This window comes from Pseudomonas benzenivorans (assembly GCF_024397895.1).
GTDB classification, from domain to species: domain Bacteria; phylum Pseudomonadota; class Gammaproteobacteria; order Pseudomonadales; family Pseudomonadaceae; genus Aquipseudomonas; species Aquipseudomonas benzenivorans_A.
Genome location: NZ_CP073346.1, coordinates 385,784 through 399,749 on the forward strand (window position 1 = coordinate 385,784; position 13,966 = coordinate 399,749).

13 protein-coding genes are annotated in these 13,966 nt (G+C 61.6%); 5 read left to right on the top strand and 8 right to left on the bottom strand.

What is annotated here, in order from left to right; translation table 11 throughout:
• Window positions 1-2: 2 nt before the first annotated feature.
• Both hutU and KDW96_RS01670 read right to left on the bottom strand, forming a co-directional pair.
• A complete protein-coding gene (hutU, locus tag KDW96_RS01665; RefSeq protein ID WP_255838665.1) occupies window positions 3-1,688 on the bottom strand; it encodes a urocanate hydratase in 1,686 nt (561 codons plus the stop codon).
• A 235-nt stretch (window positions 1,689-1,923) separates the two neighbouring features.
• On the bottom strand, window positions 1,924-3,285 hold the full coding sequence (locus KDW96_RS01670) for a formimidoylglutamate deiminase (RefSeq protein WP_255838666.1): 1,362 nt from the start codon (window positions 3,283-3,285) through the stop codon (window positions 1,924-1,926).
• Window positions 3,286-3,380: 95 nt separating this feature from the next.
• On the opposite strand from KDW96_RS01670, the gene hutC reads away from it, so the two are divergent.
• Window positions 3,381-4,133 carry a histidine utilization transcriptional repressor HutC gene (hutC, locus tag KDW96_RS01675; protein ID WP_255838667.1) on the top strand — a complete coding sequence of 251 codons (753 nt, stop codon included), beginning with the start codon at window positions 3,381-3,383 and terminating at the stop codon, window positions 4,131-4,133.
• 438 nt (window positions 4,134-4,571) lie between these two features.
• On the opposite strand, the gene KDW96_RS01680 is transcribed toward hutC, so the two are convergent.
• A complete protein-coding gene (locus KDW96_RS01680) occupies window positions 4,572-5,300 on the bottom strand; it encodes a hypothetical protein (RefSeq protein WP_255838668.1) in 729 nt (242 codons plus the stop codon).
• 48 nt (window positions 5,301-5,348) lie between these two features.
• On the bottom strand, window positions 5,349-6,278 hold the full coding sequence (locus tag KDW96_RS01685; protein WP_255838669.1) for a DMT family transporter: 930 nt from the start codon (window positions 6,276-6,278) through the stop codon (window positions 5,349-5,351).
• A gap of 111 nt (window positions 6,279-6,389) precedes the next feature.
• Here KDW96_RS01685 and KDW96_RS01690 point away from each other — a divergent pair, with 111 nt between their 5' ends.
• Window positions 6,390-7,271 carry a LysR family transcriptional regulator gene (locus KDW96_RS01690; RefSeq protein WP_255838670.1) on the top strand — a complete coding sequence of 294 codons (882 nt, stop codon included), beginning with the start codon at window positions 6,390-6,392 and terminating at the stop codon, window positions 7,269-7,271.
• Window positions 7,272-7,639: 368 nt separating this feature from the next.
• Here the strand turns inward: KDW96_RS01690 and KDW96_RS01695 are convergent, their stop codons facing one another.
• The 3 genes from KDW96_RS01695 to KDW96_RS01705 are packed head-to-tail and all read right to left on the bottom strand — an operon-like array spanning window position 7,640 to window position 10,835.
• The gene (locus tag KDW96_RS01695; RefSeq protein ID WP_255838671.1) at window positions 7,640-7,990 is read right to left on the bottom strand and encodes a cupin domain-containing protein; all 351 of its coding nucleotides are present in this window, start codon (window positions 7,988-7,990) and stop codon (window positions 7,640-7,642) included.
• A gap of 11 nt (window positions 7,991-8,001) precedes the next feature.
• A complete protein-coding gene (locus KDW96_RS01700) occupies window positions 8,002-9,645 on the bottom strand; it encodes a choline dehydrogenase (protein ID WP_255838672.1) in 1,644 nt (547 codons plus the stop codon).
• Window positions 9,642-10,835 (bottom strand): M24 family metallopeptidase, encoded by a 1,194-nt coding sequence (locus KDW96_RS01705; protein WP_255838673.1) that lies wholly within the window; start codon window positions 10,833-10,835, stop codon window positions 9,642-9,644. Before KDW96_RS01705 ends, KDW96_RS01700 begins: the two co-directional genes overlap by 4 nt.
• 97 nt (window positions 10,836-10,932) lie before the next feature.
• Here KDW96_RS01705 and KDW96_RS01710 point away from each other — a divergent pair, with 97 nt between their 5' ends.
• Complete coding sequence (locus KDW96_RS01710) at window positions 10,933-11,772, top strand: LysR family transcriptional regulator (RefSeq protein ID WP_255838674.1); 840 nt, start codon at window positions 10,933-10,935, stop codon at window positions 11,770-11,772.
• A 71-nt stretch (window positions 11,773-11,843) separates the two neighbouring features.
• On the top strand, window positions 11,844-12,662 hold the full coding sequence (locus KDW96_RS01715) for an alpha/beta fold hydrolase (RefSeq protein WP_255838675.1): 819 nt from the start codon (window positions 11,844-11,846) through the stop codon (window positions 12,660-12,662).
• 82 nt (window positions 12,663-12,744) lie between these two features.
• Here the strand turns inward: KDW96_RS01715 and KDW96_RS01720 are convergent, their stop codons facing one another.
• A complete protein-coding gene (locus KDW96_RS01720) occupies window positions 12,745-13,665 on the bottom strand; it encodes a LysR family transcriptional regulator (protein WP_255838676.1) in 921 nt (306 codons plus the stop codon).
• Here KDW96_RS01720 and KDW96_RS01725 point away from each other — a divergent pair.
• Window positions 13,651-13,872, top strand: coding sequence for a hypothetical protein (locus KDW96_RS01725; RefSeq protein WP_255838677.1), 222 nt, complete (start codon window positions 13,651-13,653; stop codon window positions 13,870-13,872). The genes KDW96_RS01720 and KDW96_RS01725 overlap by 15 nt on opposite strands.
• Window positions 13,873-13,966: the final 94 nt, after the last annotated feature.

Sequence of the window (13,966 nt, forward strand, 5' to 3'; positions counted from 1 at the left end):
GTTCAGGCTCCTTTGACCGAAGTAATCATTGGCAGATTAAGGCCCTGTTCATGGGCGCAGTCGATGGCGATCGGGTAGCCGGCATCGGCGTGACGCATCACCCCCGTGGCCGGATCGTTGTGCAGCACGCGGGCAATGCGCTCGGCGGCCTCGTCAGTGCCGTCGCAGACGATCACCACACCCGAATGCTGGGAGAAGCCCATGCCGACGCCGCCGCCGTGGTGCAGCGAGACCCAGGTGGCGCCGCTGGCGGTATTGAGCAGGGCGTTGAGCAACGGCCAGTCGGACACGGCATCGGAGCCGTCCTGCATGGCTTCGGTCTCGCGGTTGGGGCTGGCCACCGAGCCGGAGTCCAGGTGGTCGCGACCGATCACCACCGGCGCGGAGAGTTCGCCGCTGCGGACCATCTCGTTGAACGCCAGGCCGAGCTTGGCGCGCTGGCCCAGGCCGACCCAGCAGATTCGCGCCGGCAGGCCCTGGAAGGCGATGCGCTCGCGGGCCATGTCCAGCCAGTGGTGCAGGTGGGCGTCGTCGGCGATCAGTTCCTTGACCTTGGCGTCGGTCTTGTAGATGTCCTCGGGGTCGCCGGACAGCGCGGCCCAGCGGAACGGGCCGACGCCGCGGCAGAACAGCGGACGGATATAGGCCGGGACGAAGCCGGGGAAGTCGAAAGCGTGCTCGACGCCCTCCTCCAGCGCCATCTGGCGGATGTTGTTGCCGTAGTCGAAGGTCGGCACGCCCTGCTTCTGCAAGTCGAGCATGGCCTGCACGTGCACGGCCATGGACTGCTTGGCGGCCTTGACCACCGCCGCCGGCTCGCGCTGGGCGCGCTCGCGGTACTGCTCCCAGCTCCAGCCGATGGGCAGGTAGCCGTTGAGCGGGTCGTGGGCGCTGGTCTGGTCGGTGACCATGTCCGGGCGCACACCGCGCTTGACCAGCTCAGGGAGGAGCTCGGCGGCGTTGCCGTGCAGGGCAATGGAGATGGCCTGGCCTTCGGCGCAGTACTTGTCGATGCGCGCCAGGGCGTCGTCCAGGTCCTGGGCCTGCTCGTCGACGTAGCGGGTCTTCAGGCGGAAGTCGATGCGGCTCTGCTGGCATTCGATGGTGAGCGAGCAGGCGCCGGCCAGGGTGGCGGCCAGGGGCTGGGCGCCGCCCATGCCGCCGAGGCCGGCGGTCAACACCCACTTGCCCTTGAGGTCGCCGCCGTAGTGCTGGCGGCCGGCCTCGACGAAGGTCTCGTAGGTACCCTGGACGATGCCCTGGCTGCCGATGTAGATCCAGCTGCCGGCGGTCATCTGGCCGTACATCGCCAGGCCCTTGGCATCCAGCTCGTTGAAGTGTTCCCAGGTGGCCCAGTGCGGCACCAGGTTGGAATTGGCGATCAGCACCCGCGGCGCGTTGCTGTGGGTCTTGAACACACCGACCGGCTTGCCCGACTGCACCAGCAGGGTCTCGTCGTCGTTGAGCTGCTTCAGCGACTCGACGATGGCATCGAAGCATTCCCAGTTGCGCGCGGCGCGGCCGATGCCGCCGTAGACCACCAGTTCCTTGGGGTTCTCCGCCACTTCCGGGTCGAGGTTGTTCATCAGCATGCGCAGCGGCGCTTCGGTCAGCCAGCTCTTGGCGTTCAGCTGGGTGCCGCGCGGGGCGCGGATTTCGACATCGCGGAATCGGCTCGAATTGCTCACAGGAAATCCTCCAGAAAGTAGTGCTGCCTGCCTGACAGCGCCTGCGCATCGAGGCAGGCCATGTCAATATCTAATCATGTATATACAAGCAAGATCAAGCCGTTTATGCCCCCACTGAGGCCCCGCCCGAAGAGCACGTCTTGCTCGCCAGAATGACAACTTGAAAAGTCCGCCCGGAGGCGGCCAGCGGCCGCAAGAACGGATCGCCTGCTCGCCAGGCTAAGACTCGGCCGCTTCAGGCCATCTGACGCAGCACCTGAGCGAAGGCCTCTTGGGTCTGATCCTGGGCGGCATGCCGCCCCTCGCGAATCACCCAGCGCCCGGCGACCATCACGTCGCGGACCTGCCGATCGCCACCGGCGAACAACCAGCGATTGAGAATGCCGTCGCCCACAGCCGTGGCGATGTACGGGTCATTGCCATCGAGCACCACCAGGTCCGCGCGCTTGCCGACCGCCAGCGCGCCAATCGACTGGCCGAGCGCCTGGGCGCCACCGGCCACGGCGGCATCGAACAGGCTGCGACCGATCATCGGCTGATCGCGGCGGTAGATGCGGTTGCGCTTCTGGTCACGCAGGCGCTGGCCATACTCCAGCCAGCGCAACTCCTCGGCGACGCTCACCGAGACGTGACTGTCCGAGCCGATGCCGAGTCGCCCCCCCTGGGCGATGTAGTCCACCGCCGGAAAGATGCCATCCCCCAGGTTGGCTTCCGTCGTCAGGCACAGGCCTGCGACGGAGCCGCTGCGGGCCATGCTGCCGACTTCCTCGGCATCGGCATGGGTGGCATGCACCAGGCACCAGCGGCGATCCACCGGCACATGCTCGAACAACCACTGCAGCGGGCGCCGCCCACTCCAGGCCAGGCAGTCGCTGACCTCCTTCTGCTGCTCGGCGATATGGATGTGAATCGGGCAGTCGCTTTGATCGGCCGCCAGGACCTCGGCGATCTGTTCCGGGGTGACCGCGCGCAGCGAGTGAAAACACAGCCCCAGCTGCTGCAGCGGCTGCTCAGCCAGAGTGCTACGCAGTCGCTCGATCAACCGCAGGTAGCTGTCGGTGCCGTGGACGAAGCGCCGCTGCCCCTGATTGGGGGATTGCCCGCCAAAGCCTGCATGAGAATAGAGCACCGGCAGCAGCGTCAGGCCGATGCCGGCATCCTGGGCCGCATTTCCGATGCGCAGGGCCAGCTCCGCGGGGTCGGCGTAGCCCTGGCCCTGGCTGTCATGGTGCACGTAGTGGAATTCGGCGACGCTGGTGTAGCCACTCTTGAGCATCTCGATATACAGCTGGCGCGCGATGATCTCGAACTGCTCGGGATCCAGCCGCTCGACCAGCCGGTACATCAGGTCACGCCAGGTCCAGAAGCTGTCATTGGGATTCGCCGCCACCTCCGCCAATCCCGCCATCGCCCGCTGGAAGGCATGGGAGTGCAGATTCGGCATGCCCGGCAAGACGGGGCCGGCGAGCCGCTCGGCTCCCTCTTTTGCACCGTCGATGGTGACCTTCTCCAGGCAGCCAAAGGCATCGACATCAAGGCGCACGTTTTGCGCCCAGCCTTCGGCGAGCAATGCACGTGGGGCGAAAAATGCAGGCATAATGATCGTCCTAAGTACTGGCCTTTATTTGTATATACATATACAGACCTTAGAGACTACTGTAAACGATTGCCCCGAACAGCAAGGAGCATCACATGGCGAATACCGAATCCAAGCCCGCCTCCCTGGCCTCCCAGCTCAGCGATGCCCCGGCGCCGCTGTATGCTCAGGTCAAGCAGTTGATCATCCAGCAGATCAAGAATGGCACCTGGCCGCCGCACCATCGGGTGCCCTCGGAGAGCGAGCTGGTCGAGGAGCTTGGATTCAGCCGCATGACCATCAACCGCGCACTGCGCGAGCTGACCAACGACGGCCTGCTGACCCGCATGCAGGGCGTAGGCACCTTCGTGGCCGAACCAAAGGGCCACTCGGCGCTGTTTGCCGTGAACAACATCGCCGACGAGATCGCCGCCCGCGGCAACCGATATCATAGCCAGCTGATCCAGCTGGAGCGGGAGCCCGCCAGCCACGAAACCGCCCAGGCACTTGAGCTGCGCGAGGGCCAGGAGGTCTTTCACTCGATCATCGTGCACTTCGAAAACGATCTGCCGGTGCAACTCGAAGATCGTTACGTCAACGCCCTGCTGGCGCCCGACTACCTCAAGCAGGATTTCACCCGGCTCACGCCCTACGCCTACCTCTCCAAGGTGGCGCCGCTGACCGAGGGCGAACACGTGGTCGAGGCGATACTCGCCGACCCGGAGGAATGTCGCCTGCTGCAGGTCGACAGCGCCGAGCCCTGCCTGCTGATCCGCCGGCGCACCTGGTCAGGCCAGCGCGCGGTGTCTTCGGCGCGCCTGCTCCACCCCGGCTCGCGACATCGTCTGGAGGGGCGCTTCAAGGGTTAGGCATCGCCGATGCGAGAGATAGGTCTGCGGTCGCCATTTCCCGCACTCGGACGATCGGGGAAATGGCGGCCGGTACCGGAAAATCCTCGCCTGTGAGGCCAGGCACTGCTGCATGTCATCCAGAAGCCTGTGCAGGGAGGGCATGGTATTCATGGCGGTACATCGCCCCCCCCCACGAGAGCCGCGCCCCGAATCGGCCGGAGGCACACCGGAAGCCACGCGCCGTCCCCGTCTCGCCGCTTCTCCGTGGCGCCGATGATGGAGCGGGCAGATTGCCAGCATCGACCGGATTGTCACGCTGATAGCCGAATAACTCGTAACGGCAGAGATGAGCACGCAGGCAGGACTGCATTGGATCGCGAACTGCCGGTCACAACGGGCAGAAAGCGGCCAAGAACGGTCGCTCGAAGCTGTCTACGAAACCAGGCGCAATTCAATTTAAAGACAGCGACTATGGGCGGCGCTTATCACGACCAAAAAACTTGGATCAGACGGTACCAAGGAGTCCTCCACGCCGACGTCATAATCCGCGAGCCGCTGTTTCATGTAGGCCGCTATTTTCCGTTTGCCGAAGGATGCGATGTCAGCCGAATAATTCAGCGCGCTCTGGTTGATTTGGTACCGGCCGCGCCATCGGGTGAGGTGCATACCGAGTGTTGAGTCCAAGCAATGGTGCTGCTTGATACTCCAAGAGGCCGCTTGAGCACCCGCCCCCGTTTCAACCCGTGCCCGTTTCTCAATGGCTGCGCTGTCAAAGAAGTCGATAAGCACCCGCTCCCTTGGGTGCCGGATGAGCCCGTCTAGCAACCTGTCGAGGCACGCGGGGCTATGCCAGTTAGCGCTGATTCGGCAGACGATGCAGACAACCTTCGCCTCGCTACTGACAAGGTGCTCCAGGATATCGCCGTGAACTACGCTGCCAATCGCTGGGCACTCCAAGCGCGCCCGATCAATCATGTACCTCGAATACTCGACCAGTTGTACTGATCGGTGGCTTGAGAGCAGTTCAGCCACTTCGGCAAAACCCGAGAACAAGATGGGTGCATGATCCCCACTAGGCAAGCGCCGCATGACCGCACTGGCGATGTCGTCAAGGGGATAGTAGGTGCGGTAGATCAGGTTCCAATCAATGGCGCCGCCGTAGAGCTCATCATTGGTTGTTGTCACCACTCAAACTCCCCCAGTTTTACAGCCCAGATGACGTGCTTGCGGTGTCTACGGCGCGGTTGGTCTAAGAGGGCGAAGCCATTGGCAAAGCCGCCGCAACTGTTCACGGGAGACCAAGATCAGCGCATTGCCAGTGAAGACCAATGTAATTCCAATGAGCGATTCGAGTGTCCATTGGTAGTTTTCGAACAGGGTAGAAATACCCAGTGCAACGATTGGGAAGAGCACCATTGCGTAGGCCGCTCGCTCTGCACCGATGCGCCCGAGCAGGGTCAGGAAGCTACCAAAGGCCAGCACCGAACCGAACAACGCCAGATAGACCAAAGACCCTGTGTAAGTCCAGCTCATCTCATAGGTGAAGGCAGATCCCTGGGCGAGAGCGATCAAGCCGAGCGCGGCGGCGCCATACAACATGCCATAGGCGTTGGTCTGCACCACGGGAAGCTTCGCCAGTTGATTGCGCGTCGAAACCATATTGCCCAGCGACGCGATGAAGGTACCCAGCAAACTCAAAAATATCCCCTGCAAGGCTGCTGCATCGACCTCCAGCTTCGTCAGTTCCGGCAGGAATACCAGGCATATGCCCGCCAGCCCAACCAGGGCCCCGACCAGTAATGATGCCGCGGGGCGCTTGCCGAAGAACAACGCCCCATTGGCGATATTCATCAAGACGATGGTTGAAAAAACGACCGCGATCAGGCCGCTGGGCACATCAGCGGTTGCCCAATAGACCACCAGATAGTTCAAGCCAAACAGCGTCAGCCCTTGTGCCAACATCCAGAGATGCTGGCGAAAATGAAAGCGCATCGGCAGCTTCATTAGCCAGCACCAGGCCAACAATATGAGCGCAGCCAGAGCGAAGCGGTATGCGATCGACACCTCTGGCGGCACCACGCCCAACTGGGACTTGATCGCGAAAAAGGTCGAGCCCCAGATAAATACCGTGATGAGATAAAGCGAGGGTGTGCGCATCAGCATGGAGGGCGGCCTGGTCGTGATGGAATCAACGGTTGACGTTATACGTAGGCCGAATCCATTATCAAACCTATTAAATTTAATAAAATAAATTACGCCTCCTAATGGATAGCCATGGCTCGCGATATCAATATCAGCTTTATCCGCACCTTTCTGGCCGTCGCTGAATCCGGCGGCATGACCTCGGCTGCCCATGCACTCAACCTCACCCAAGGAGCAGTCAGCCAGCAGATCATGCGGCTAGAGGCGTTGTTCGGAGCTCCGCTGTTTGAGCGTCAGAACAAGAAAATTCGCCTGACCCCGGAGGGCGAGCGCCTGATGGCCAGGGCTCATCGGCTGATCTCGCTCAATGACGAAACCTGGCAGCTAATGACTCAGCCGGCGTTCACCGGCGAGATCAAACTGGGGGTTCCTTTGGACATCGTGCGGCCGATCATGCCGCCGATCATGCGACGCTTCAGTCGAGAACATCCCAATATCCAGCTCACCCTGGTCAGTGACATGACCGAAACCCTGTTGGTGGCGCTGAAGAACGGTGAGGTTGATCTCACGCTTACGACAGAAAGCCAACCCGCTAAAGGGGATGCGCTTCTGCTCAGTGACTGTCTTATTTGGATCGGCGCACAGAATGGTGAGGCCTGCTACAGAACGCCCTTACCGGTTTCCCTGGGGTCCGAGTTTTGCGCGTTTAGAGGTCCTACCCTCGAAGCGTTGAACAAGGCAGAACGCGATTGGCTGGCGGTCTGCAGCGTGGGCAATCTGGAGTCTATCTTGGCCACTGTCGAAGCAGATATGGCTGTCGCTCCCTATCTATCCTCTTTGCTTCCTGAAAACCTCACACCCATCCATCCAGATGTGGGCTTGCCCTCCCTACCCGCCTGTCATGTCAACTTACGGATGCCAGAGTCAGGCAGCTCGCTGATAACAAGGGAACTGGCCAAGCACATACGACAGGGCTTTTCTGCTTTTCAAACCCTGGGGGCGGCTAAAGAATAGTTGTCGTCGGCTAGATCGGTGGATGCGCATATCTGTTATGGGGCGGCGGCTACCGCTCGTGAAAGGCCGGAGTCGACCCGAGGCGGATATGACTAAGGTAGATAACGAAATCTCTTTCGCCTCGAAAATGCCGAGAGTGTTTATGCCCGAGTGCCGCCTGGCTTGAGCAGTCAGGCACCCTAACTTCTGTGTGGGAAAAGCCGGCCTTTCCCCGCTCAGCGATAGTTTCGGCGTATGACGACAAGCTCGAGCTTATGGAGCTTGTATCACCGTTGTGGCGGCAACTCAGGGTTGGCTTGTCTTCCGGGCAAGGTTGCCGCCATCAGTCTCACCTGTGACCCCAACGCGAACTGCGGACTTCGGTCGCGTTACTCGCCCTGCCAGCGCATCTGGCTGGCGCGCCGGGAAGCATACTCAAAGGCATCGTGATAGCAGTAACTGTTGCGGATGGGCTCCGTGATCTTCCAGATTGCACTGGCGCCCTGTTCGATAGTCAGGAAATCGCCTGGCTGCAGGTCCACCACCTCGCCGTCCGAAAAGGTCAATTCGGCTCTTCCCTGATGCACATAGAGCGAAACCCTGCGCTCGTAAGCGTATTGGAATTCGGGATCGGCACAGCCCCATATGGCCCAGTTGGCGATCTTGCGCTTGGTGTCTTCGGTGGCCTTGCGGCGCTTGAAGAACCGGGAATCGACGATACGTTCGCTCAGACGGGTCATAACGCTCTCCTTCAGATGGCACGGTGATACAAAACGAACTCTGGAGTCAGAGGCGTTTTGCCGAGGATCAGGTCGGCGGCCTTCTCGGCGATCATGTACACGCAGGCATTGATATTGGCGCTGGGCACGGCGGGGATCACCGAGGCATCGACGATGCGCAACCCTTCGATGCCGCGCAGCTTGAGGTTCAGGTCCACCACGGCGCGCTCATCGCCGTTCGCCCCCATGCGTGCCGTGCCGCAGGGGTGGAAGGCCGAGGAGGCATCTTTGCGGATGAATTCATCCAGCTGCGCATCCGTTCGCACATTCACGCCGGGCAGATCCTCCCGTCGGTGGAAGTCCTTGAAGGCAGGCTGTGACAGCAGCTCGCGGCCCATCTTCAGGCCTTGGCGCATTTCGTACCAATCCCGCTCGGTGGCGAGGTAGTTGGGGTCGATCAGCGGCGCATCCATTGGGTTCGCCGAGGCCAGCCGGACCCTGCCCCGGCTTTCCGGCCGCATCGGGCCTGCCCCCAGGCGGTAGCCGTTCTTCGATGGATTGGGGATCCAGTTGTCGCCGAAGAACACCGGGAAGAAATGGAACTGGATATTCGGGTGCGTGACATCCGCATCGGTGCGCAGGAACGCCCCAACGTTACATTGGTTGATCGAGGCCACGCCGCCCTTCCAGCCGAACCACTGCAGCCCGGCCCAGAGCATCAGGTGCGGCTTGAGGTATCTGTTCAGGGACACCGGCTGGTCCGTCTCCACCTGGATATGCGCCTCCAGATGGTCCTGCAGGTTCTCGCCCAGCATGGGCGCAGGGTGGACGACCTCGATGCCGTGCTCGCGCAGATGCTTTTCGGGACCGATCCCCGAGAGCATCAGAATCTGCGGCGTGCCGAACACCCCGGCGGACATCACCACCTCGCGCGAGGCTTGCACCCTGTGGATGCGCCGGCCCTTGGCCAGTTCCACGCCCGTTGCGCGGCCGTTCTGGACGATGACCCGCAATACCTTGACGCCGGTGACCACGTCCAGATTGGCGCGCTTCTCCTGGGCATGCAGGTAGGAACGCGCGGAGCTGCTGCGCACGCCTTTTTCCACCGACATCTCGAAGCGGCTCACGCCCTCCTGCACATAGCCGTTCACATCGTCAGTCAGCCCGTGGCCAGCCTGTTGGCCTGCCTCGAGAAACGCGGCGTTCAGCGGGTTGAGGTCCTGCTGGGTCTTCACGCCCACCGGGCCCGAATGGCTGCGGTAGTCGTCCGCCGGACCGTCGCGCCGCTCGAGCTTCTTGAAATACGGCAGGCAATCGGCAAAGGACCAACCGGTGCAGCCTTCGATATCGGCCCAGTCGTCATAGTCGCGCGGATTGCCGCGCAAGAAGGTCATGCCGTTGATCGAGGACGACCCGCCCAGCACCTTGCCGCGTGGCTGGTCGATCGCACGATTGTTCAGCTGGCGCTGCGGCGTGGTCTTGAACCAATAGTTGTACTTGCTCGTCGGCTTGAATGCCGAACGCAAGCCGGCCGGCATCTGGATGATCCAGCTGCGGTCATCGTCGCCATGCTCCAGCAGCAGCACCGAATACTGGCCGCTCTCGCTCAGGCGATGGGCCAGTACGCAGCCGGCGGTGCCCGCGCCAACGATGATGTAGTCGTAGCGGCTCTTCACAGGTAGTCCTCCTCGAACGGGCAGTCGCTCAGCGGCACGGGCCCATCCCTGGTGATCAGCACAGGCTGTTCGAGCTTCACCCCTTCATCGCCACCGACCTCGCCGATGTAGCTCTCGACGCAGACGCACATGCCCTCCTGGAAGGTGCCGGCGTACTGCCAGGTTTCGTGGTCCTCGGGGTAGTAGATCACCGGAAACTCCACGCCGAAGCCGATGCCGTGGACCATCTCGGCATAGCGGTTGGGGACATAGATGTCGGGCATCTTCCAGGACAGTTCGCCGAATTCAGCGAAGCTCATGCCCGGGCGCAGCAGCGCCATGTTGTGCTGCAACTGCTCATGGGCGTGGGCATACAGGCGCCGTTGCTCTGCCGTTGGCCGCCTGTCGCCGATCACGAAGGCGCGGGTCTGGTCGACGAAGACGCCGTCCGGGCCGATCAGGTCGCTGTCGACGACCAGCATCTCGCCCGCCTCGATCACCTTGCTCGAGGTCTCGGTGAACCAGGGGTTGGTGTGATGCCCCGAGCTCAGCAAGCGCGTCTCCTGCGCTTCGCCGCCATGCTCCAGGTTGTACTGGTTCATGAGCGACATCAGGTAGTTCTCGGTCACCCCGGGCACGGCGTGCTGACGCATGAAGGCGATGGCCTCGGTGCAGACCTGCATCGAGTTCCTGATGATCGCCACCTCATCGGCCGACTTGATCGAACGGGCGATCTCCAGCGGAGCCTTGGCGTCCATCATCCTGATACCGCGCTTCTGCAGGGCCAGCAGCGGCAGCAGATCGGCCCGGTCGATGCCCAGGGTGGCGCCGGGCCCGCAGGTGGTTTGCAGCAGGTCGATGATCTCTTCGGCCCACTTGCCGGCGTGCTCTTCGGCGCGGCTGCCGGAGCCGAAGTAGTCCCAGGACTTCGCCGGACGGGCCTCGTCGATGGTTTCCAGGTCATCGGACAGGTGCAGTGCACCGCCGTAATCGAACAGCACCACCGGCCCGGCCGCCGGGACGAAGACGTAGCGCGCCAGGTGGTGCGAGGTCCAGACCTGCATGTTGCGGCAACCGGTCGCGTAACGCAGGTTCAGCGGATCGAAGAGCACCGCCGCGTCCATCTTGAAGTGGGCCAACAGTTCGCGCGTGCGCTTGAGCCGATAGGCACGGACGCGTTTCTGGTCGAGGGTGGCGGACAGATCCAGCATGACTCACTCCAAAGGAAGGCTGTTGAGCGAGTATGGAAGGATGGTATGGTTAATAAAAACTAATTAATTTTACCTTATAGGTAAGTGAAATTTAATCATGTTGCCGGCGCTAGACCTCGAACTCATTCGAACATTCCAGACAGTCCTGCAGGAAGGTGGCTTCAAACCCGCGGCCGAAAGGCTCAATAGAACCCCCGCCGCTGTCAGCATGCAGATCAAGCGGCTCGAAGAGCTGCTGGGTCAGCGGCTTCTGGAACGCAGCAATCAGGGAATTGCCCTGACCGCCGCCGGAGACATCCTCAAGGAAAAGGGCGAAAAGCTGCTGAGCCTGAACTACGAACTGCTCAGCGATCTACGCCAGGGCGAGCTGTTCGGCAAATTGAGTTTCGGCACACCCACCGACTATGCGCCGACGCTGTTGCAGCAACTGCTGCCCATCTTTGGCCGTGAGTTCCCCAAGGTCACCCCTACCATCATTCTCGAGCCCAGTCGCTCATTGCGAGCACGCATCCAGTCCGGGGTACTGGATATGGCCATCGTGGCGCAAGAGCCCGGAACTGATGAGGGCATTCATCTCTGGTCGGAAGAAATCGCCTGGTTTGGTGGCGCAAGAACTCAGGACGGTAAAGCCAAGGTGGGGGTGCTGACGACCAACTGCATCTTGCGTGATCGCGCGCTCGAAGACCTGAAGACTGTTCCCCGTGACCACAAGCTGGTACTCGAGGCCGCGACCGTCGCCTCCCTGCGAGATGGCGTCGAAGAAGGGTTTTGTCAGGCCTTTTTGCCGGTGTCCGTGGCTGGCAGTCTCGCGCGCTCCAAGGAAGTCAGGCCGTCCCAATCGCTTATGCTGAACTTCGTCCTGATTGCAGGCGTCGGTGCCGACGGCAGCAAGACTCAAAGTGTCGCGTCCAAGTTCAGGCGCGCGCTCCTGGGTTAATCCCAGAGTTCGCCTGGCGAAGCAGGCCACTACACTGGTTATTCAGCTAAATGACCATGTGAGACAAGGCTATGTTGGAGTTGCCATATACGTCGGTGATTGAAGGAAATGCAGTTAGGTGGGGACGCAGTGGCAGTGGTGCGCCCTTGGTCGCTATCCATGGCACACCGTTCTCATCCCAGGTCTGGCGCAGAATCATTCCCCATCTGGTCGATCGGAGGACGGTTTATTACTTCGATCTGGTGGGGTATGGGCAGTCCGAAATGCGGGCGGGCCAGGATGTCTCCCTGGCAATCCAGAACAAGGTGCTCGCCGCCCTCTTCGAGGAGTGGGGCATCAGCCGACCTGACGTTCTGGCGCACGATTTTGGCGGAGCCACAGCCCTGCGTGGCTACTACCTGAACGGGCTCCGCTATGCCTCTCTCACGATCTTCGACGCTGTGGCGTTAGCCCCATGGGGCTCGCCATTCGTGCGCCATGTTCGTCAGCATGAGGCCGCATTTGCCGGCATGCCAGACTACATGCACCAGGCTTTGCTAAGGGCGTATCTGCAAACTGCTGCGTGTAATCCACTTTCCGATGAAGCGATGCACCTGTACACGAGTCCATGGGTGGGAGCAGTCGGCCAGGCAGCCTTCTATCGACAGATTGCGCAGATGGATGAAAGGTTTACCGATGAGGTTCAGGGCCTCTATGGCGCAATGGACTGTCCTGTCAGCGTCCTGTGGGGGCGGGAAGATGCCTGGATCCCAGCCGAGAAGGGCAAAGTGCTTGCTGAGCTGATCTCGGATCAGCCGTGTTTCCTGGTTGAAAACGCTGGGCATCTCATGCAAGAGGATCGCCCGGAAGCGATCGTTGCGGCAGTGCTCAAACAGATCGGCTCCGGCTGAAGCCGAGTGTCCGCTATGGGCGGTTTTTAGCCTGTCGCGACTGGCAGCTTCACGCCCTGAGGACGTCAATCAACCTTAGTCCCTAGGAATGCGCGCCCTGCGCCGACAGCGCCTGATCCCAGTAAGGCTCCCCGCCAAAATACTCGGCGTAAAAATCGATGAAGGCCCGCACCTTGGGAGCCATCAGGCGCGAGCTGGAGTAGATCGCCCAGATCGCGGTCTCCGCCACCAGAGGACTGTCCTTCAGCACCTGGATCAGCTCTCCACGCGCCAGGTGCTGGTAGACACTCCAGGTGGAGCTGATGGCGATGCCCAGACCGTCGACACAGGCGTCGCGCATGGCCTCGCCGTTGTCGGTGCGCAATTGGCCGGTGGGTCTAACGCTGACATGACCGGCCGGACTGTCGAACACCCAGGTTTCCAGCCCCAGCAGATTGATGCACTGATGATTCAGCAGATCCTGCGGCGCGGCCGGTTCACCGCACTGCTTCAGGTAGTCCGGCGAGGCGCAGATGATGCGCCTGTCCGGTGCCAGCTTGCGGGCAACCAGGCTCGAGTCTTTGAGCTCGGCATTGCGGATCGCGATATCGAAGCCGCCCTCGACCAGGTCGACTATCGAGTCGGACAGGCGCAGATCCAGGGACAAATGCGGATAGCGGGCGAGGAACGTCTTCAGCGCGGGGAGCAGGTGCATGCGCCCGAATGAGGCGGGCGCCGTCACCCGCAATGTCCCTCGGGGGGCCGTACTCCCCGCGCCCACCGAGGTGCGCGCCACCTCCACGCTGGCCAGCACCTCCTCGGCGTGCGGCAGAAACGCCTCGCCCTCCTGGGTGAGCGACACCTTGCGTGTGGTGCGGTGCACCAGGCGCACTCCCAGCCCCTCCTCCAGCTTGCTGATATGCGCACTGGCCACCGCCGGCGACAGGCCCAGCTCCTGCCCTGCCTGACTGATGTTATGGGTGACGGCCAATCTGACGAAGAGCTTGAGATGCTCGATATTCATATGTTTATCAATAAAAACAAAAAAGTGATTGTGCTTGATGGTCAATTATCAATGAAAAGCCTATCAAATATCCTAGCTCTATCGACCTCGCCGCCCTGGCTAAACCCTTTCGGTGGTATCGGCGCTACGCCCCGCACCTTGGGTGCCCGTACCGCCGGCTCGAACAGCCATCACGTCCTTATCGCGGGCCTGGACGAGCCCGCCTGACCTAGACACAACCCGCTTTGGCCCCCGCCGAGGTGTTCAAACACAGCACTCGCGACCGACGGTATGCGACCGGTGCTGCGCACTTTCCCGAAAA

Bases quoted from the DNA above. Each gene is read 5' to 3' on its own strand.
- KDW96_RS01670 (WP_255838666.1), bottom strand. From the start codon at position 3,285: ATGCCTGCATTTTTCGCCCCACGTGCATTGCTCGCCGAAGGCTGGGCG.
- hutC (WP_255838667.1), top strand. From the start codon at position 3,381: ATGGCGAATACCGAATCCAAGCCCGCCTCCCTGGCCTCCCAGCTCAGC.
- KDW96_RS01685 (WP_255838669.1), bottom strand. From the start codon at position 6,278: ATGCTGATGCGCACACCCTCGCTTTATCTCATCACGGTATTTATCTGG.
- KDW96_RS01690 (WP_255838670.1), top strand. From the start codon at position 6,390: ATGGCTCGCGATATCAATATCAGCTTTATCCGCACCTTTCTGGCCGTC.
- KDW96_RS01695 (WP_255838671.1), bottom strand. From the start codon at position 7,990: ATGACCCGTCTGAGCGAACGTATCGTCGATTCCCGGTTCTTCAAGCGC.
- KDW96_RS01705 (WP_255838673.1), bottom strand. From the start codon at position 10,835: ATGCTGGATCTGTCCGCCACCCTCGACCAGAAACGCGTCCGTGCCTAT.
- KDW96_RS01710 (WP_255838674.1), top strand. From the start codon at position 10,933: ATGTTGCCGGCGCTAGACCTCGAACTCATTCGAACATTCCAGACAGTC.
- KDW96_RS01715 (WP_255838675.1), top strand. From the start codon at position 11,844: ATGTTGGAGTTGCCATATACGTCGGTGATTGAAGGAAATGCAGTTAGG.
- KDW96_RS01725 (WP_255838677.1), top strand. From the start codon at position 13,651: ATGCTCGATATTCATATGTTTATCAATAAAAACAAAAAAGTGATTGTG.
- KDW96_RS01720 (WP_255838676.1), bottom strand. From the start codon at position 13,665: ATGAATATCGAGCATCTCAAGCTCTTCGTCAGATTGGCCGTCACCCAT.